This is a genomic window from Ensifer sp. ENS02, from assembly GCF_014851885.1.
Taxonomy (GTDB): domain Bacteria; phylum Pseudomonadota; class Alphaproteobacteria; order Rhizobiales; family Rhizobiaceae; genus Ensifer; species Ensifer adhaerens.
This window is the reverse complement of the sequence record NZ_JACVAO010000013.1, coordinates 187,286-204,476: the sequence shown is the minus strand read 5'-3', so window position 1 is coordinate 204,476 and position 17,191 is coordinate 187,286. Positions and strand designations below refer to the sequence as shown.

The 17,191-nt window shown below is 62.4% G+C and carries 16 protein-coding genes; 2 read left to right on the top strand and 14 right to left on the bottom strand.

Features of this window, described 5'->3' with window-relative positions; genetic code table 11:
* Nucleotides 1-277: 277 nt before the first annotated feature.
* The 5 genes from IB262_RS26155 to IB262_RS26135 all read right to left on the bottom strand — a co-directional run bounded on the left by IB262_RS26155 (nt 278) and on the right by IB262_RS26135 (nt 6,275).
* A complete protein-coding gene (locus IB262_RS26155; protein WP_246802725.1) occupies nt 278-1,837 on the bottom strand; it encodes an ABC transporter ATP-binding protein in 1,560 nt (519 codons plus the stop codon).
* Nucleotides 1,838-1,890: 53 nt separating this feature from the next.
* Nucleotides 1,891-2,709, bottom strand: a complete 819-nt coding sequence (locus IB262_RS26150) for an ABC transporter permease (protein ID WP_192493983.1) — start codon at nt 2,707-2,709, stop codon at nt 1,891-1,893.
* A complete protein-coding gene (locus tag IB262_RS26145; RefSeq protein ID WP_060582125.1) occupies nt 2,706-3,650 on the bottom strand; it encodes an ABC transporter permease in 945 nt (314 codons plus the stop codon). Before IB262_RS26145 ends, IB262_RS26150 begins: the two co-directional genes overlap by 4 nt.
* A gap of 15 nt (nt 3,651-3,665) precedes the next feature.
* Nucleotides 3,666-5,225, bottom strand: a complete 1,560-nt coding sequence (locus IB262_RS26140; protein WP_192493982.1) for an ABC transporter substrate-binding protein — start codon at nt 5,223-5,225, stop codon at nt 3,666-3,668.
* A gap of 138 nt (nt 5,226-5,363) precedes the next feature.
* On the bottom strand, nt 5,364-6,275 hold the full coding sequence (locus tag IB262_RS26135; protein WP_060582123.1) for a GntR family transcriptional regulator: 912 nt from the start codon (nt 6,273-6,275) through the stop codon (nt 5,364-5,366).
* 131 nt (nt 6,276-6,406) lie between these two features.
* On the opposite strand from IB262_RS26135, the gene IB262_RS26130 reads away from it, so the two are divergent.
* Nucleotides 6,407-7,525: a C45 family peptidase gene (locus IB262_RS26130; RefSeq protein WP_034803335.1), complete on the top strand. Its 1,119-nt coding sequence runs from the start codon at nt 6,407-6,409 to the stop codon at nt 7,523-7,525.
* Nucleotides 7,526-7,582: 57 nt separating this feature from the next.
* Complete coding sequence (locus tag IB262_RS26125) at nt 7,583-8,911, top strand: aminotransferase class III-fold pyridoxal phosphate-dependent enzyme (protein WP_060582122.1); 1,329 nt, start codon at nt 7,583-7,585, stop codon at nt 8,909-8,911.
* A gap of 258 nt (nt 8,912-9,169) precedes the next feature.
* Here the strand turns inward: IB262_RS26125 and IB262_RS26120 are convergent, their stop codons facing one another.
* The 9 genes from IB262_RS26120 to IB262_RS26080 form a co-directional block, all read right to left on the bottom strand.
* Nucleotides 9,170-10,111, bottom strand: a complete 942-nt coding sequence (locus IB262_RS26120; RefSeq protein WP_192493981.1) for a carbohydrate kinase family protein — start codon at nt 10,109-10,111, stop codon at nt 9,170-9,172.
* Entirely contained in the window at nt 10,108-10,617 is a 510-nt protein-coding gene (locus IB262_RS26115; RefSeq protein WP_192493980.1) for an ureidoglycolate lyase, read from the bottom strand. The genes IB262_RS26120 and IB262_RS26115 overlap by 4 nt, the downstream gene beginning before the upstream one ends.
* Nucleotides 10,614-11,354, bottom strand: coding sequence for a BtpA/SgcQ family protein (locus tag IB262_RS26110; protein ID WP_112985996.1), 741 nt, complete (start codon nt 11,352-11,354; stop codon nt 10,614-10,616). The genes IB262_RS26115 and IB262_RS26110 overlap by 4 nt, the downstream gene beginning before the upstream one ends.
* 1 nt (nt 11,355) lies before the next feature.
* Entirely contained in the window at nt 11,356-12,156 is an 801-nt protein-coding gene (locus IB262_RS26105; protein WP_127890328.1) for a GntR family transcriptional regulator, read from the bottom strand.
* 22 nt (nt 12,157-12,178) lie between these two features.
* Nucleotides 12,179-13,039, bottom strand: a complete 861-nt coding sequence (locus tag IB262_RS26100) for an ABC transporter substrate-binding protein (protein WP_060519001.1) — start codon at nt 13,037-13,039, stop codon at nt 12,179-12,181.
* Between the two features lie 31 nt (nt 13,040-13,070).
* On the bottom strand, nt 13,071-13,835 hold the full coding sequence (locus IB262_RS26095; protein WP_060519003.1) for an amino acid ABC transporter ATP-binding protein: 765 nt from the start codon (nt 13,833-13,835) through the stop codon (nt 13,071-13,073).
* Entirely contained in the window at nt 13,832-14,758 is a 927-nt protein-coding gene (locus IB262_RS26090) for an amino acid ABC transporter permease (RefSeq protein ID WP_082572907.1), read from the bottom strand. The genes IB262_RS26095 and IB262_RS26090 overlap by 4 nt, the downstream gene beginning before the upstream one ends.
* Before the next feature lie 94 nt (nt 14,759-14,852).
* Entirely contained in the window at nt 14,853-15,023 is a 171-nt protein-coding gene (locus tag IB262_RS26085; RefSeq protein ID WP_162728724.1) for a hypothetical protein, read from the bottom strand.
* Nucleotides 15,024-15,044: 21 nt separating this feature from the next.
* Entirely contained in the window at nt 15,045-16,058 is a 1,014-nt protein-coding gene (locus IB262_RS26080) for a methyltransferase (protein ID WP_034803348.1), read from the bottom strand.
* Nucleotides 16,059-17,191 lie beyond the last annotated feature (1,133 nt).

Here is a 17,191-nt window from a genome sequence, read left to right as displayed (position 1 = left end):
TTTCCTCGTTGGCCGGGTCGATGACGGGAATGGTCTTGCCGGAACGCGCCGGCCGCCAGGCGCCGTCGATATGAAGCAGGATGTCTGGGTAGTGAGCCATGGGAAACCCTTTACTGAATGAAGTTCGCCGCTTTGAGCGCGATGCCGTAGGATCAGGTCAATGGGGAACAGGCCGCCTGGCCAGGCGGCCTTGACTGGAAAGCGATGCGGCCAACGGGTCCCAAGCCGAAGGCGCCAGGCGCGACGACTTAAGTTTTTGTGGCGTGAGCAGCTCCCGTCAAGCGGCGCGCCAGACGAGATCGATGCCTCCGCCGGCCGCCGGGGTCAGCATCGGTACGGCAGACAGGAGCTTGCGCGTATAGGCCGAGGATGGGCGGTCGAAGATCTCGTCGCGGCTGCCCTGTTCTTCGATAACGCCCTTGTGCATGACCACAACTCTATCGGCGATCTGCTCTACGACGCCCAGGTCATGGGAGATGAAGAGGCATGCAAAACCTTGTTCTCGCTGCAGTTTGCTCAAAAGGGTGAGGATCTGGGCCTTTACGGTCAGGTCGAGCGCTGAGACCGCCTCGTCGGCGATGACAAGGTCGGGCCGGCGAGCAAGCGCGCGGGCGATGGCGGCACGTTGCCTTTGCCCACCGGAGAGTTGATGCGGAAACCGCTCCGCGAATTGCGGAGCGAGACCCACTTCGGCGAGCACCTCATCGACCCGCGCACGGCGGTCTGCGGCGCGCATCGATTTTTCGTGCCGGAGCGGCGCTGCCACGATGTCGCGGATCCGCATGCGCGGATTGAGCGAAGAGTAGGGATCCTGAAACACCATCTGGCAATTGGCGCGGTAGTCGGCGAAGCCGCTGCTCTTGCGATTGACCACCTGTCCGCGGAAGGTAAGCGTGCCCTCATCCGGTTGCAGCAGCCCGGCGATGATGCGGCCAAGCGTCGTCTTCCCGGAGCCGGACCCCCCGACCAGCGCGACGATCTCTCCAGGATGGATATCGAGATCGATGCCATGCAAGACAGGCTTTGCGCCCGTGCCGCTGCCGTAGGCAAGCTTCATATTTCTGACGCTGGCGAGCGGAGCATTCGGTGCGACTGCACGCGCCGGCGCGCGGCGCGGCAGGGCCGAAAGAAGTTTCCGGGTGTAGTCGTGCCGCGGCATGCGGAGGAGTTCGGCCGTTGTCCCTTCCTCGACGCAGACACCCTTCTGCATGACCAGCACGCGATCGGTATATTGCGCCACCATCGCCATGTCGTGGCTGATCAGCACCATCGCGGTGCCTTTCTCTTCGACCAGCGCATGCAGCAATTCCAGCACGTCACGTTGCACGACGGCGTCGAGTGCGGTCGTCGGCTCGTCCGCGATCAAGAGCGCCGGTTCGAGCAGCATGACGGAGGCAATCATGATGCGCTGCCGCATGCCACCGGAAAACTCATGCGGGAAGGCACGGACGGCTGCGTCCGGATCGGCAATGCCGACACGTTTCAGCATCGCCAGGATTGCGCTTTGACGCGCTGACGCGTCCATTGTCGTGTGCAGCGCCAGACCTTCCTCCATCTGGCGGCCGATGGTGAGCGCCGGATTGAGCGAGGTCATCGGCTCCTGGAAGATGAGCCCGATGCTCTTGCCGCGCAGCTTACGCAGGTCGTCCGGCGCAAGCCCGCTCATATCGCGGCCGGCAAACCGGACGCAGCCCCCGCGCCTGACGATCCCGGGCGGCAGAAGGCCGATGACAGCGCGCATCAACATCGACTTGCCCGAACCGGATTCGCCGACGATGCCAATGCGTTCGCCAGCGCGAAGAGTGAGGCTGACGCAATCGACGACGGGTGGTGCCATCGCAGCCGAGGTGCCGAGCACGAGTTGCTCGACGGTCAGGAGTGGTAGCTGGGTCATTGCGTGCCTCTCATTTTCGGGTCGAGCCTATCCCGCAGCGCATCGCCAAACAGATTGATCCCGAGCAACGCAACGGAGATGCAAAGGCCCGGAAAGATTGCGAGCCAGGTCGCCTGGGCGAGGTAGGGGCGGGCAGCGGCCAGCATGTTGCCCCACGTCGGGGCCGGTGGCGGCACGCCGAGGCCGAGGAAGGAAAGCGCGCTTTCAGATAAAAGTGTCCACCCGAACATCGACGTTGTCAGGACCGTCAGCGGCGCGATGCAATTCGGCAGGATATGGCGCAGCAGCGTGTAGATTTCGGAATCGCCTGCAATCCGGGAGGCGTCAATGAATTCCTTCTCCCGCAACGAAAGCACTGTGCCCCGAACGATCCTTGCTACGGACGGCGTGTAGGCAATGCCAAGCGCCAGCACGATGCCGAATTTGTTGGCGCCGAAGATCGCAAGCAGCCCAAGCGCAAGCAGGATGCCAGGAAAGGCGAGCAGGGCATTGGTGACGGCGACGAGCACCCGATCGGTCCAACCGCCGACATAGCCTGAGATGGCGCCAAGCGCGGTGCCGAGCACAGTTGCGATCGCGACCGTGGCAAGGCTGACGATGCCGCTCGCCGACGCGCCGAGCATCAAGCGGGAAAGCACGTCGCGTCCGAATTCGTCGGCGCCGAGCAGATGCCGGGCCGAGGGGCCGGCGAGGCGTGCCTTCATGTCGAGCGCCATCGGATCATAGGGCGTCCAGACGGAGCCCAGGCAGGCGACGATCACGAAGGCGCCGACGAACAGGCCGCCAACCAGCGCATTGGCAGAAAGGGTCTTCATGTGATTTTCACTCGCGGATCAAAGAGCGGGTAGCACAGGTCGACGATCAGGTTGACCAGCACGTAGATGACCGCGATGAAGAGCAGGCATCCCTGAATGACCGGATAGTCGCGGCCGAAGATCGCATCGACGAGGAGCCGCCCGAGACCCGGGATCGTGAACACGGTTTCGACGACGGCGATACCGCCAAGCATGTTGCCAAGCACCAGGCCGATCAGCGTCAGCGTCGGCGCAAAGGCGTTGGGGAACACATGGCGCCACAGCACCGTTCGCTCGGGCAGGCCCTTGGCGCGCGCATGAGTGATGTAGTCGAGCCTGAGAACTTCGAGCGCCGAGGCGCGGGCCATGCGCAGAAGCACGCCGATCTCGTGCAGGAAGAGCGTGAGGATCGGCATCAGCACATAGAGCAGCCCGCGGCTCGGGTCTTCGGCGACGGAGACGTAGCCGACCACCGGCAACCATCCGAGCTTGAGGCCGAAGATGAGCAGGATGACGAGACCGAGCCAGAAGGTCGGGATCGACAGAAGCAACGCGGCGATCGACACAAGGGTCAAATCAAGTCTGGAGTTCTGGCGGAGGGCGGCGATGAAGCCGGCCGGAACGGCGACCAGCGAGGCAAGGGCGACGGCAACGAGGACGATGCCGGCGCTGACCTTGAAACGCTCGATGATGAGATGGGCCACCGGCTCCTTCGTAGTGATCGACGTCCCGAAATCGCCCTGCAGGACGCTGGTCAGCCAGATCGCAAACTGCGTCAGGATGTTCTTGTCGAGTCCAAGGTCCGAGCGCAAGGCAGCGACACTTTCCGGCGACGCCATGTCGCCGAGCAGCAATGCTGCCGGGTCGCCCGGAACAAGGCGTATCAGGAAGAAGACGACGACGGCGACGAGGAAAACCGTCGGAACGGCCATTCCTATCCGCGAAAGGATGAAGCGCAGCATCTCGAGCGAACTCTCTTACTCGGCGATCGTGACTTCCCACGCCCTCGGCATGGAGAAGATCGAGGCCGCGTAGTTCTGGACGTGTTTCTGGTAGGCCGAAGCCTCGAGCCCGTTATAGAGCATGATGAAGGGCACGGTTTCCAGGAAGCGCGCATGTAGCTTGTCGAAAAGCTCCTGGCGCTTGGCCGGGTCGGAATAACGCACGGCGTCGGCGAGCATGGCCTGCGCGTCCGGATCGTCCCAGACCTTGCGCGGCTCCTTGTCCTTGTTGCCCATGACGGAGTCCATGGTCAGTGCGGGGTCGTAGCGTCCCGAATAGGGAAACACCATCGCCGTATAGTTGCCGCTCTGATATCGGTCGAGTTGTGCCGCCCACTCCAGCACTTCGAGTTCCGCGGTTATTCCGACCTGCTGCAGCATTGCCTGTGCCACGATTGCCGCATCGTAGGTGTTGGAGTAGCGCGTATTGGCGATGAGTTTGATCGGCTGGCCGTTGTAACCGGCTTCCTGCAGCAGCGCCTTTGCCGCCTCGGGATCGTAGCTGTAGCCCTGGGTCTGGGCTGGGGAGTGGTACTTTGAGGTCGGCGGTATCAGCGAGTTGTTGGCCTTGCCGAGACCGAGCGTAATTCCCTCGACCATGGTCTTGGTGTCAAGAGCCATGGCGATGGCCTTGCGGATGCGCATGTCCTTGAGCAGCGGATCGCGCGTCTGCAACAGGAGCGCGACGATGCCGGGATTGGTCGCCAGCGAAACGGCGGTATCGGCGTTCTGCTTGAACTCCTCGACATCGGCATAGGGAACGTCCGGTACGATATCGATGTCGCCATTGAGCAACGCAGCCTTGGCGGAGGAGCGGTCGGGAATGACGGCGAAGCGGACGGCCTCGACAAGCGGACGCTTGGCGCCGGTGTAGCCGTCCCGCTTTTCTTCGCTGCGTACCGCGTAGTCGGCAAAGGCTTCGAGGTCGATGAATTCGCCCTTACGCCATTCTTTGTACCGGAAGGGACCGGTGCCGACAGGCACGTTGAACGAGCCGTCGGCGTTAAACGATGATTTGTCGAGTATGCCGGTCATGCCGCAGTCGGTTCTGGCAAGCGTTGCCTGAAAGAGGGCGTTCGGCTTTTCGAGCTTGAAGACGACGGTTTTGTCGTCGGGTGCCGTGACCGATACGACATGGGCGGCGCCGCCCGCGGCAAAGTCGTTGCGGCATCGCCATTTTGTGGCTTCGTCCATGTAGCGGTTCCAGTTCCAGACGACGTCGGCCGAAGTCAGCACATTGCCATTATGGAACTTGACGCCATCCCTGAGCTTAAACGTGTAGGTCAGGTCGTCGTCCGAGACAGCGACCTCCTTGGCAAGCAGCGGCTTTACCGAGGCGTCCTCGCTATATGCAACGAGACCCTCGACTATGTGCAACACGACGGCGTCGCTGTTGGCGTCTCGGTTGACGCCCGGATCAAGGCTGCGGATGTCGGCATTGAGTGCGATTTTCAGCGTTTCTGCTGCGGCCGGGCCGCAGGCCAAGGTCAGCGCTAGTGCTGCGGCCGACGCGGCCAGTCTCTGTCTACGGTTCACCTCAGTTCTCCTCTTTGTGGTCTGTCCGGTTTTCCGGTTGAGCGAACTGTGCCTTTTGTTTGATCATAATGCAATACGAAAAATCGCAAACCTTGTCGGCCTCCCCAAAAGGGGGGGTAAATGCGCTCTCGGCAGGCGTTATCTTTCGCTGCGGATCCGGTCCTCGACTTTCTGCAGCGTCGATTCAAGGTGGCGCCGCAGCGCAAGCTGGGCGAATTCGATCTCGCCGGAGCCAATATACCGGAGGATCTGGATGTGCTCCTTCAGCGACCTCTCCATGCGCTCGGGCCGGAGCCGATCGAATACCGAGGACTCGCGCAGCAGTCTGAGGTCGTTCTGCATGCGCACGGATTGCAGGATGAAGCGGTTGCCGGACCAGGTGGCGAGTGTCTCGTGGAAGGAGGCGTTCAGTTTTAACCAGCTGTCGCGGCTGATGCTGCCGGCGGCATTGATCTGGTCGAACATGCTTTCATGTTCGGCAATGAGGGCCTTGAGCGCATCCGGATCGGCGCGGTAGTTCGGCTCGGCAAGGCCTGCAAGCTCGATCGCGATGCGAAAACGATAGCTTTCGGCCAGGCTTTCTGCGCTGTCGAGCGAATCGACGAACGCCCATCCGTGGCCGCGCTGGCGGTGAATGAGGCCCTGGGAGGATAATTGCGTCAACGCCTTGCGGATCGTCCCGCGCGCAATGCCGTAGCGTTCCGTCAGCTCATTTTCCGACACTTCCTGCGGAATGGTGCCGACAGAGCGGTCGCGCAGGATCTGCTGCTTGAGGCGCTCCGTTTCGCTCTCACTGAATGTCTCGATGTAGGTGCCGTTGCCGAGATCGGTGGCGGCGACAAAGCCTTTGTTGGGGATGAGGCGCACGAGATCCTTGGTCGCAAGGATTTCGAGAGCGGCCCGCATCGGTGTGCGCGATACGCCAAACATTGTTGCCAGGGTCTTCTCGACAATCGGATGACCTGCCCGCCAGCCTTCTTTTTGTGCCTGAAGCAGGATCTGCCGGGCAATGTCGATCTGCAACGCGCTCGGGCTGCTTTCCGTGCTCATCAACTGGCTCCAGGGTCTGGTCGGTCTTTGGGTTGCGCTTCTGACATAGCTGTTCGATTTCCTCTGGACAATTCCTTGTGATAGTGCATTTTAACGATACAAAAAGCAACGTAGAGTGAAAGAGAAGACAGATGACCGCCGCACCGTTTCCGTTCGTTTCGATCTCAGGAACTCCGCTCGAGCGCGGGCGTCAGTATGGGCAGCAGGCGAAGGACCGTGTGCGTCGCAGCGTCGAACTGTATGCTGGTCGGCTTGCGACGCTCGGGGTCTTGGCCGACGACCTGAAGTCGATCGTTGCCGGCTATGTACCGCTCATCGAGGCATTCGACCCAAACTTCGTGGTGGAGATGAAGGGTATCTCCGAAGGTGCGGACTTGCCGTTCGAGCACGTCGTCCTCATCAATGCCCGTACTGAGATCCTTGCGAGGGCACGAAGGACCCAGGCTGCGAGGGCTGAGCATTCGGGCGACGGCTGCACCGGTGTCGTTGTCCTGCCTGAGCGCAGCGCCACGGGAGAGCTCGTGCACGCGCAGAACTGGGACTGGATGGCAGAATGCGCGGAGACGGCGATCGTCTTGCGCGTCAAGCCGGATGAAGGTCCGTCCTATCAGACGTTCACGGAGGCCGGTGGCCTTGCACGCAGCGGCATGAACGACAAGGGCATCGCCGTCACGGCAAATTATCTCGAGAGCGACCGCGACTTTGCCGGCGACGGCGTGCCGCTAGCACTCATCCGGCGCATGGTCCTGCAACAGGAACATCTGGCGATGGCCATGCGTGCCGTGGCCGGAACGAGGAAGTCGGCGTCGAACAACATCATCGTGAGCCACAAGGATGGCTTTGCCGTCAGCTTCGAATGCGCACCGGACGAAGCGTTCAACATCTATCCGGAAAACGATCTCATCGTGCATGCCAACCATTGGCAGAGCCAAACGGCGCTTCTGAAATTGCGTGAGCAGGCTCATTCAAGCTGGTCGGACAGTTTTTACCGCGACTGGCGCGTTCGCCGCATTCTCGAAAAGTCCGACAAGATCGGCGTCGCCGAGGTCAAAGCCGCGCTTTCTGACAAGTTTGGTTATCCCTACGCCGTCTGCCGTCCGCCGCATCGTTCGTCCCGCGGCCATGTCTCGGCGACAGTCGCGACCATCGTGATGCGGCCGGCGGCAGGTGAAATGGAACTCGCGGTGCTGCCGGCCGACAATCCGAGCTTCAAGAGCTACCCGACCTATCGCGACGAAATTGCCGCTTGAACCTTGGTCGCCGTCGCCTCGCGCGCGCCCTGCCCATTCACAGAAGGTCCACATGCCATGGATACGCTCACCACGCCCGGCCCGAACAACCTTGATGCCTACTGGATGCCATTTACGGCCAACCGGGACTTCAAGGCGAATGCTGAATTCATCTCCCGTGCCGAAGGGCTCTACTACTTCACCAGCGGCGGCCACCGCCTGCTGGACGCTATCGCCGGGCTTTGGTGCGTCAACGTTGGCCATGGCCATCCGCGCATCGTGGAGGCGATCCAGAAACAGGCGGCGCGGCTGGACTTCGCATCCTCGTTCGGCCTCGGGCATCCGCTGGTCTTCGAATATGCCAACCGGCTAACGTCGATTGCGCCAGAAGGCATGAACCGCGTGTTCTTCACCAATTCCGGCTCGGAAGCGGCCGATACCGCGCTCAAGATCGCGCTTGCCTACCATCATGCGAGGGGTGAAGGGCAGCGCCAGCGCATCGTCGGGCGTCAGCGCGGTTATCACGGCGTCGGTTTCGGCGGCCTGTCGGCTGCGGGCATGGGCCCGCACAAGAAGCAGTTCGGCATGCTCTTGCCCGGCACGGTGCATTTGCCGCACACGCATGATCCGGCGAAGAACGCCTTCAGCCGCGGTCAGCCGCCGCACGGGGCAGAGCTGGCCGATGCGCTTGAGCAGATGATCGCGACCTACGATGCATCGACGATTGCTGCCGTCATCGTTGAGCCGGTCGCGGGATCGACCGGTGTTCTCGTTCCGCCGGTCGGCTATCTCGAGCGGCTGCGCGAACTCTGCACGCGCCACGGCATCCTGTTGATCTTCGACGAGGTCGTCACCGGTTTCGGTCGGCTCGGCCATGCTTTCGCGGCCGACCGCTTTTCGGTAAAGCCCGATCTACTGATGGTGGCAAAGGGCATGACCAATGGCGCGGTTCCGATGGGCGGCGTCATTGCCAGCGATCGCATCTACGATGCGATTACCTCAAAGGCGGCACCAGGTACGGTCGAACTCTCCCACGGTTATACCTATTCCGGCCATCCGCTGGCGGCCGCCGCCGGATTGGCGGCGTTGGACGTTTATGTTTCCGAGGGGATTTTCGAGCGGGCAGCGGGGCTCGAACCGCACTGGGAGCAATGTGCGCACAGCCTGAAGGGGCTGCCCGGTGTCGTCGACATTCGCAACCTCGGTCTGCTTGCGGGCATCGAGCTTGGCGAAAACGCCGCCGTCGGCAAGACACTCGCCAAGAAGGTCTATGAATTCTGCTTCGAACGCGGCGTGCTCATTCGTCCGGTCGCAAACACGATCGTCTTGTCGCCGCCTCTGACGATCGGCAAGGACGAGGTCGAAACGATATATGCGACCATCGCCGCAGCCCTTCGAGCAAACTGATATCGCAAAGCTGACACACCAACGGGCTCGAGGAGTGTCCTGCGGCTCGATCGCCGCGTGCTACCTTCGATGGCCTTCTGCGCCCGGCCTCCCGCCGATGCCGCACGACCAGACGGTGGGCCGGTGCGCGTCGTGATCGATGCAAACGGCGACGGTAAATCCGGGTAGGTGCGCCCCGTGATCGGCCAAACGCTTGTGTTTGTCATGGTTCGGGAGAACCGCAGGGCCTGCGGTTCGTGTGCGTCCGATGAGGCCAGTTCAGCGATCCTGGTGGCGGTGCCGCCGTCGCCAGGCAAGGACATCTTCGGGTGTCGCCTTGCCTGCGCGCGGGCCATGGATGGTGACGGCGCGCGAAGCGGCCGCGACTGCGAAGTCGAGCGCCTCCTCGAAGCTCTGGTCCTGCGACAGGCACCAGGTAAGCGTTCCACCAAAGGTGTCGCCGGCACCAGTCACGTCGACGACTTTCAAGGTAAAGCCGGGCACGCGCAAGACCGTTTCATGGTTGCGAGCCTCCGCGCCCTCGGCGGCCAGCGTCCGCACAACTCGGTCGATTTGGTGCTCTCGCATCCAGTCGCCGATGAGGTTGATGTCGTCGTGGCCGAAAGCGGTGTGGAAACCGATCTGGTTGAAGATGACGACAGCCGCGCCGGTCAGATAGGGCATGTCCTCGGGCGTGCAGCCGCCGACGTCGAGATCGAAGATCGCCCGGCGCCCGTTGGAATGCAGGTCCCTGAGGAGATCGGCTTGCTTCAGAACGCCGTTTTGCGTCTTGGCGTGCAGACGGCGGACGCGATAGAGCGTGGTGTAGAGGTAACCCGGCTGGCGCAATGCCTTCAGGCTGGCGCCTGAAAGCCACATCGGCTGCTCGCCCATCTCGACGGTGAGCACGATGTGCTCGCCCTCGACGAGGAAGATGAAGTTGCGCGATTCCGGAATGGCGGGATCGATCAGCATGTGATCGACGCCGACGCCATTTTGCCTGAGATCGGCGATCAGGCGCTCGGACAATGGGCTGTCGTTGAGTAGCGATATGAACTGCGTATCGCCGCCAAGACCGGCGTGCACGACGGCGGCGTTGGCGATGGAGCCGCCGGCTTCTGCCGGAAGCTCCTTGACCATGCCCTTGTCGGCGCGGCCGGGCCAGCGGTCGGCGGTGTAGTATTCGTCGAGGGCGACATCGCCAATGAAGAATGCGGTCATAAGGTTAGTCCCGTGCCCGCTGCCGCCGACACCTTTATCGGACCGCCCGAGACTGCTACCCATGGGCTTTCGCCGAGGCCGCAGACGGCCATCCAGTAATAGGGTGCGGGGCCGGAAACGCCGCGGCAGGCATCGTGCCAGACATTGCGATCCATGACGACAGCCTGCCCGGGCGCGACGACGAAGGCTTCGATCTCGTCGCGATCAGGTGCTTCGCCATCCGACGCCGGCGCAACCGCAAGGACAACCGGTTCAGCGAGACAGAAGATCGCCTCTTCGGTCAGCGGGTGCCGCTCCATCGCGCGGCAGTCCCAGGGCGCTTGTCCGCCACGGGTGAAGCCGAGATGACCGCGGCCGTCGATCAACGGCGTTTTCGTAAAGCCGTCGTTCCAGCCGTCGCCGGCAGTCCAGACGACCTTGCCGTCCGTGTCACCGGTCAGGTCGTACACCCGGCCGTAGCGGGAAAAATTGTCCGGGGTCACCGGCCGGGCGTGGACGGCGTTCATGCCGCGCTCCTGATCGCGCGCACGACACGCATCAAGCCTGCGACATGGGCGGCCTCGACCCGGCCGGTGTCCTTGTGATCGTGCTTGAACCAGCTGCCGACGACGGCGCCGTCGGCCTGAGCCAATTGCTCGGTGGCGTTGGCTTCGGTGAGGCCGGCGCCGATCAGGAGCGGCGTCTCGCCACCGGTCGCCGCGCGGAATCGCGCCACCTTCTCCAAGTCGGTCGGCTGGCCGGTCGCGTCCGACGTGACGACCAGCCCGTCGCAGCGCGACGCACCGATGCGCACGTCTTCCTCCTCCAGCCGGCCTGATAGGACCGGCTGGTACTTGAACCGGACACCACCGAGGAGCAGGGCCGTCACACCGTCGCGGCGGGTCTGAAGTTCGGTCGCAAAGGGGACGTCTGCTTCGGGCGGCAGGTGGCCAGCGACGGAATCCACCTGGATGAACGCGACCGGATAGGTCCGCGCGAGCGCGAAGGCGCGGGAGTCATCGCGCAAGACGTTGACACCGATGCGCGTTCCGAGGTCGAGGTGGAAGATCCGCTCTAGCACCCGTTCGACATCCTCGGCATCGCCGAAATAGTTCTCGACAACCAGCCCATCGACGCCTTCGCCGGCCATGATGCGGGCTTCCTCTTCGGCCTGGGCAAGCTTGGCCTGAGCGCCGTCACCGGCAAGGTGCAGCATGCCGAGGATCGGTTTTTGGATGGTAAAGGTGTCGCCGAAGCGGCTCATGTCATGTCTCCTGCACGCCGTGCGGCGCGGTCTCGCGGCCCCAGCGCGTTGCAAATTTCATCTGGACTGCCGGCGAGTAGACGATCGACGTGCGCTCGACCAACCGGTCGTCCGCGTCGAGCACATCCCCGCTGGCGCAAAGGTAGCCCGGCACGTCCTGCGCCGGGGCAAAGACCTCCCGCAGGCGATCGGAAGCCGGCACGACGGTCAACAGCAGTTCCGAACGCAGGGGGTGACGGTCATAGTCGCGGCGCAACACCTCGTAGAGGGATTGCGACGCGAAGTCGTATCGATCAAGCCCGGGATAAAGGGCGAGATCGAGCTCGGACGTGTCGACGTTCAGCCATGTCACGCTGTCGCCGTTGGCAAGCCCGCGGGCGCGCACCAGCACGAGTTGGCCGTTGTCTGCCCGGTGCTCCAGCACCTGCGTCACCGGGCGCTGGCCCTGTTTTCGGGCAAGCTCCGTGAAGCTGCCGAAGTTCCAGATGTTGTGGCTGATCGGCCGGTGCGAGACGATTGTGCCGCGGCCGCGAACCTGCTGGACCAGCCCCTCTGAAACCAGAAGCGCCATCGCATTGCGCACAGTCGTGCGGGCAATGCCGAACTGGTCGCGCAACTGGTTCTCCGAGGGAATGGCTTCACCTTCGGAAAAGTCGCCGCTCAGGATCGCGGCGCGCAGCGCCCGATAGAGCTGCCGGTAAAGCTGCTCGCTCGAATAGAGATCGAGGCGCAGCCGCGACAGTCGATCGTCAGGGCGTTCGCCCGTTGCGGTTGAGGCGTCTGGCATGGGGGGATGGGTCAAGGCAGGCTCCGGCGCGGTTCTGTTACTTCGTGGCTCCGTTTATCTTGAACTCCTCGACACCCGCCTGTTTCAAGCCGTAGCGGTCGAGGATCTGTGCATAAGTGCCGTCGGCTTTCATGGCGTCGAGCGCGCCCTTGATTGCATCGCGCAGTTGTGTGTTGGCCTTTGCAAGGGCAATGCCGTAATGGTTGATCTCGCCAACCTCACCGATCTGGTAGAATTTGTCCGGCTCCTGCTTCATCAGGTCGAGCAGTCCTTCAAGGCCGATGACGGAAGCCTGGGCACGCCCCTGGCGGATCTGCATGATGTGCTCGGCCTGGGTCGGGATCTGAATGACGGTGATCAGCTTGTCGGCCGGGCAGATGGATTTGCCAAGGTTTTCCGCCCAGGTGACCCAGCTGGTTCCGGTCGCGACCGCAACCGTCTTGCCGCAGAGGTCGGCCTCGGCCTTGATCTCACCCTGGTGGTCGGCGGTCGAATAGAAGACGTTGCCGGTCTTGAAGTAGTCGATGAAGTCCAGTTGCGTCTGGCGTTCCACCTTGTCGGAGAAGGCGGTCATAATCAGGTCGGAGCGGCCGGTGACCACCTGCGGGATCAATTGCGGGAACTCGACGTTTTGGAATTCCGCCGTCAGGCCGAGGCGCTCGGCGATCGCCTTGGCAAGATCGATGTCGAAGCCTTTCAGTTCGGTCGAGCCGGCGTCGCTGTATTCCATCGGCGGATAGGCAAGGCTGATCGTGACGTTCAGCTTGCCGGTGTCGCGCACGGCATCCGGCAGGGCGGCGGCCAGCTTCTCGTCGGCGGCATGGGCAGCAGCCCCTGCGGCAAGGCTGATGAAGGTGGCGGAGGCAAGCGCCAGAGCCATCGGCAGCAATCGTTTCATTTCCTGTTCTCCCTTTTTTGAACTCTTGTCGTCAGGCAAGCACGCGGCTCAGAAAACTGCGCACACGCGCATCACCGGGGTTGCTAAGAACCTGTTGAGGTGCGCCGTTCTCGCGGATTTCGCCGTCGATCATCACCACGACGCGGTCGGCGACTTCTCTTGCGAAGCCGATTTCGTGGGTGACGACGATCATCGTCGTGCCGCCGCGCGCCAGATTGCGCATCACCTCCAGCACCTCGCCGACGAGCTCCGGATCGAGCGCGCTGGTCGGCTCGTCGAAGAGCATGACGCGCGGTTCCATGGCGAGCGCCCGCGCGATTGCCACGCGCTGTTTCTGGCCACCGGAAAGCTGCGACGGGTAGCTCGATGCCTTGGCCGCCATGCCGACCTGCTCGAGCAGGGCCATGGCGCGGGCTTCGGCCTCGGCGCGGCTGAGACCGCGCACCACCATCGGTCCCTCGGTGACGTTGCCGAGCACGGTGCGGTGCGCAAACAGATTGAAGTGCTGGAACACCATGCCGAGCTGGCTCTGCTGGGCGCGCAGTCGCTTGACCGGCAATTCCTGCAGCGCGCCGCGGTTGAGCTCGTAGCCCATGATCGCGCCGTCCACCCACACGTAGCCACCATTCGGCGTTTCCAGGTGGTTGATGCAGCGCAGGAACGTGCTCTTGCCGCTGCCCGAGGGTCCGAGGATGCAGAGGACCTCGCCATAGGCGACGTCCAGGTCGAGACCCTTCAGCACCTCGTGATTGCCAAAACTCTTGCGGATACCGACCGCTTTAACTGCAAGTGTCATGCTTCACCCGTGACGGCCGGACGACGCGCCCAGGCTTTGAACCAGCGGCGTTCGGTGGTTGTCGTTGCGGTATCGCGGCCGAAGTGGCGTTCGAGATAATACTGGCCGATGGACAGAACCGTGGTTCCGGCCAGATACCAGACGGCGCAGACAAACAGCAGTTCGATGACGGCGCCGTTGATGAAGTAGATGCGCTGGGCCGCGTTCAGCATCTCGCCCATCGCGATGGTGGCGGCGAGCGAGGAGAACTTCAGCATGCCGATCGCGCTGTTGCCGAGCACGGGCAGGATCAGCCGAAGGGTCTGCGGCAGGATGATGCGCCGCATCGTCTGCCCGGGCGTCATTCCGAGCGTGTGGGCCGCCTCCTTCTGACCCTTGTCGACCGAACCGATACCGCCGCGCACGACTTCCGTGAGGTACGACCCTTCGTTGACGCCGAGACCGAGAACCGCGGCGACGAAGGGTGTCACCACATCGACCATGCGCGCGTCAATAAGACCGGGGATGTAGAGCTTCGGAAAGATCAGCGCGATGTTGAACCAGATGAGAAGCTGTAGCAGCACCGGTGTACCGCGGAAGATCCAGACATAGAGCCAGGCGGCAAAACGCAGGATCGGGTTTTCCGAGAGCCGCATGATGCCGAAGGCAAAGCCGAGCAGCACGCCGAGCACCAGCGCGCAGGCCGAAATGAGCAGCGTCCAGCCGAAACCGGTGATGATGACACCGGCCGTCAGAAACTCGCCGACCACCGTCCACTGGATCTGCCCGACGGCGAAGGCGCGTCCGATCACCGCCAGAAGCAGGATGACGAGACCGCCGCTGATCCAGCGTCCGGGGTGTTTCAGCCGGCGGATGACGACATCGGGAGCGGGAAGATCCGACAACGACAGTGCGGGACTTGGTTTTGACTGAGACTGGTGCATGGCATCCAATTGTAGGGTTAGGCCTACAACTTGATACTGGCGCGGCCTGAGGGAGTCAAGCGGCCCCCTCGGGTATATTTGAGGGTTTGCATGTTTAGCTGCTTGGGGAATTGCGCAGGCGGTTCGGTTTTCCCGACGGCACTTCAAGAAACGTCGGCTGCTGGTAGCGGCGCTTTTGCGGCGACTGTTCAAAAGTCAGATTGAGCAACGGCGTTGTCAGCTGCCGGCAATCGAAATTGCTCCAGTGGTCGGTCTTGCGGAACAACGGTCGGGGTTTGGTTTCCGATCAACCGGGCTTGAAGCCGATCACCATCGAGTCCGGCCCCAGCAACGGCTCGACGCGCGTGGACACAAAACCGGCGTCGCGCATCCAGGCTTGGCAGTCGGCGCCGGTATAATCGAAACCGCCGCGGGTCTCGATCAGCATGTTCAGGCTCATCAACAGGCCGAAGGCGTTCAAGCGGCGCTCGTCGTCAATGACGGCGTCGTAGACGATCACGGCTCCGCCTTTCGGCAGCGCAGCGAACGCTTTTTCCAAGAGCTTCCTTTTTTCGGCAAGATCCCAGTCGTGCAGGATGTGCCCCATCACGATCACGTCCGCATTGGGCATTGGGCCGTCGAAGAAGTTGCCGCTTTGGAAGGTGATGCGGTCGGTAAGGCCCTGCCGGGCGACGAAGTCGTCGAATATCGGCTGCACGGCGGGCAGATCGAAGCCGATGGCCTTGAGATGCGGATGCGCTCGCGCGATCACCACCGGCACCATCCCCTGCGCCGCGCCCACATCGGCGAAGGTCGTGTATTTCGACCAGTCGAACCTGGCGGCGATCGCCTGCGCCGCGCCGGCGCTGATCCCGCTCATCGCCTCGAGGAACCCGCGCAGCCGTGCCGGTTCCGCATAGATCGCGGCGAAGAAATCTTCGCTGTGCTTGGCTTCGTTCTGTGGTTCTCCGGTGTGCAGGGCTTCGGTCAGCGAACCCCAGAAACCGTAGAGCCGGGCATTGGCCATTTCGAGGATGCCGCCGATATAGGATGGCTTCGCCTTATCGAGGAAGAGGTCCGTGTCAGGGGCATTACGATAGCGGCCGTCCTCGCGTTCGAGCAGCTTCAGCGCGACCAGGGTGTCGAGAAAGTCGCGGGCCGAGCGGGGATGCAGTTTCAGCCTGGCCTGCAGATCCGGCAGTTCGGCCGGGCCAGTCGCAAGCTCGGTGAAGACGCCGAGTTCAACCGCACTGAGCAGGGCCTTGGACGCCCAGAACCCCATGCCGACCTGCATGATGTTGTTCGGTGTCGTTGTACCCATCGCTCGACTCCTCGTGGATCGTGTCGTCGAACGGCATCTGGGATTGGTGCGGAAACCGAAACTGTTCGGCAGCGCTGGCCGTGGACGTCCCGTCTCATCGACGCAATAAAATATTGCGTTCTGCGATGGGGTGCAATTAATCAAGAATCACTAGCAAGGAGCGCAATCGAAGATCCCGTTGCGTGACTTCAGGTGGAATTGCTCCCGGTTGCGAGACTCGCGCTTTATTTGCCGAAACCTCGGATCGACGTTTCGGTTACGGTCACGGCAGCGAGGGCCGCCTCGATATCGCGCCCGCGAATGACGGACGCGGGCGACCTCGAGCGGCTGAACTCCGGGGTGGCGTATTCGCATTAGCTGCTGTCAGGTGGGGCAAAGAAACAGTTCACGTCGTCTTCCGTCGGATGAAGGCAAATATGATACTGCCCATCGCCCGACGGGATCTCATCGCCATAGGGGATAAAGAACACGTGCGGTCGTCTTGCCATGTGGTGGTCGCCAGCATGCAAGAAAACGGAAAACCCACGAGCCCCTCGCAAAATGTCGGGCGCGGGGATGGCAGCACAATCGCCACCTGCCTCATGAGCCTTGCAGCACGCCAGAGGATAGGTCCAGCCGGTCTTTGCCTGGTGAGCGTCCGTTCGAACGACTCCGACTGAGATTGTCGCAAGAATAATCAGATAGATGGATGTTGGCGCGGCTCTCATTGTGCACCTCCTTGGAGGCAGCCCTTCGAAAACGCCGAGAGGTTGCTTGCTGATTGGCAAGTACGAATTGTCTGTTGTCAGCATACTCCCGGGTGCTTGGCGTGAAACCTGAAATATGCTCCTCGGACCAACGGCCAAGGAAACACCAAGGGACAAGGCGGGTACTGTCGCGAGGGCGGTTTCCTTGGAAATGCACAACGGGCCATGCGCTCCATCGTAAAAGTGCACAGCCGACCTGTCGCGCGGGGCTTCGCTTAGTCGTTATTGACGCTGGCCTTTCCGCGTCGATTGTTGTGCCGCAGCACCCGCTCGCTGATAGACGAAGCAGCGTTTCTGTAGAGGGCAATCGCGGGTGGTTCGGTGGATGATACGAGCCGTCGTGCATCAATCGGCCGTATGACCGTAGCGGCTGCGAAAGACTGCTGA

Bases quoted from the DNA above. Each gene is read 5' to 3' on its own strand.
- IB262_RS26155 (WP_246802725.1), bottom strand. From the start codon at position 1,837: ATGGCACCACCCGTCGTCGATTGCGTCAGCCTCACTCTTCGCGCTGGC.
- IB262_RS26150 (WP_192493983.1), bottom strand. From the start codon at position 2,709: ATGAAGACCCTTTCTGCCAATGCGCTGGTTGGCGGCCTGTTCGTCGGC.
- IB262_RS26145 (WP_060582125.1), bottom strand. From the start codon at position 3,650: ATGCTGCGCTTCATCCTTTCGCGGATAGGAATGGCCGTTCCGACGGTT.
- IB262_RS26135 (WP_060582123.1), bottom strand. From the start codon at position 6,275: ATGAGCACGGAAAGCAGCCCGAGCGCGTTGCAGATCGACATTGCCCGG.
- IB262_RS26130 (WP_034803335.1), top strand. From the start codon at position 6,407: ATGACCGCCGCACCGTTTCCGTTCGTTTCGATCTCAGGAACTCCGCTC.
- IB262_RS26125 (WP_060582122.1), top strand. From the start codon at position 7,583: ATGGATACGCTCACCACGCCCGGCCCGAACAACCTTGATGCCTACTGG.
- IB262_RS26120 (WP_192493981.1), bottom strand. From the start codon at position 10,111: ATGACCGCATTCTTCATTGGCGATGTCGCCCTCGACGAATACTACACC.
- IB262_RS26115 (WP_192493980.1), bottom strand. From the start codon at position 10,617: ATGAACGCCGTCCACGCCCGGCCGGTGACCCCGGACAATTTTTCCCGC.
- IB262_RS26110 (WP_112985996.1), bottom strand. From the start codon at position 11,354: ATGAGCCGCTTCGGCGACACCTTTACCATCCAAAAACCGATCCTCGGC.
- IB262_RS26100 (WP_060519001.1), bottom strand. From the start codon at position 13,039: ATGAAACGATTGCTGCCGATGGCTCTGGCGCTTGCCTCCGCCACCTTC.
- IB262_RS26095 (WP_060519003.1), bottom strand. From the start codon at position 13,835: ATGACACTTGCAGTTAAAGCGGTCGGTATCCGCAAGAGTTTTGGCAAT.
- IB262_RS26090 (WP_082572907.1), bottom strand. From the start codon at position 14,758: ATGCACCAGTCTCAGTCAAAACCAAGTCCCGCACTGTCGTTGTCGGAT.
- IB262_RS26080 (WP_034803348.1), bottom strand. From the start codon at position 16,058: ATGGGTACAACGACACCGAACAACATCATGCAGGTCGGCATGGGGTTC.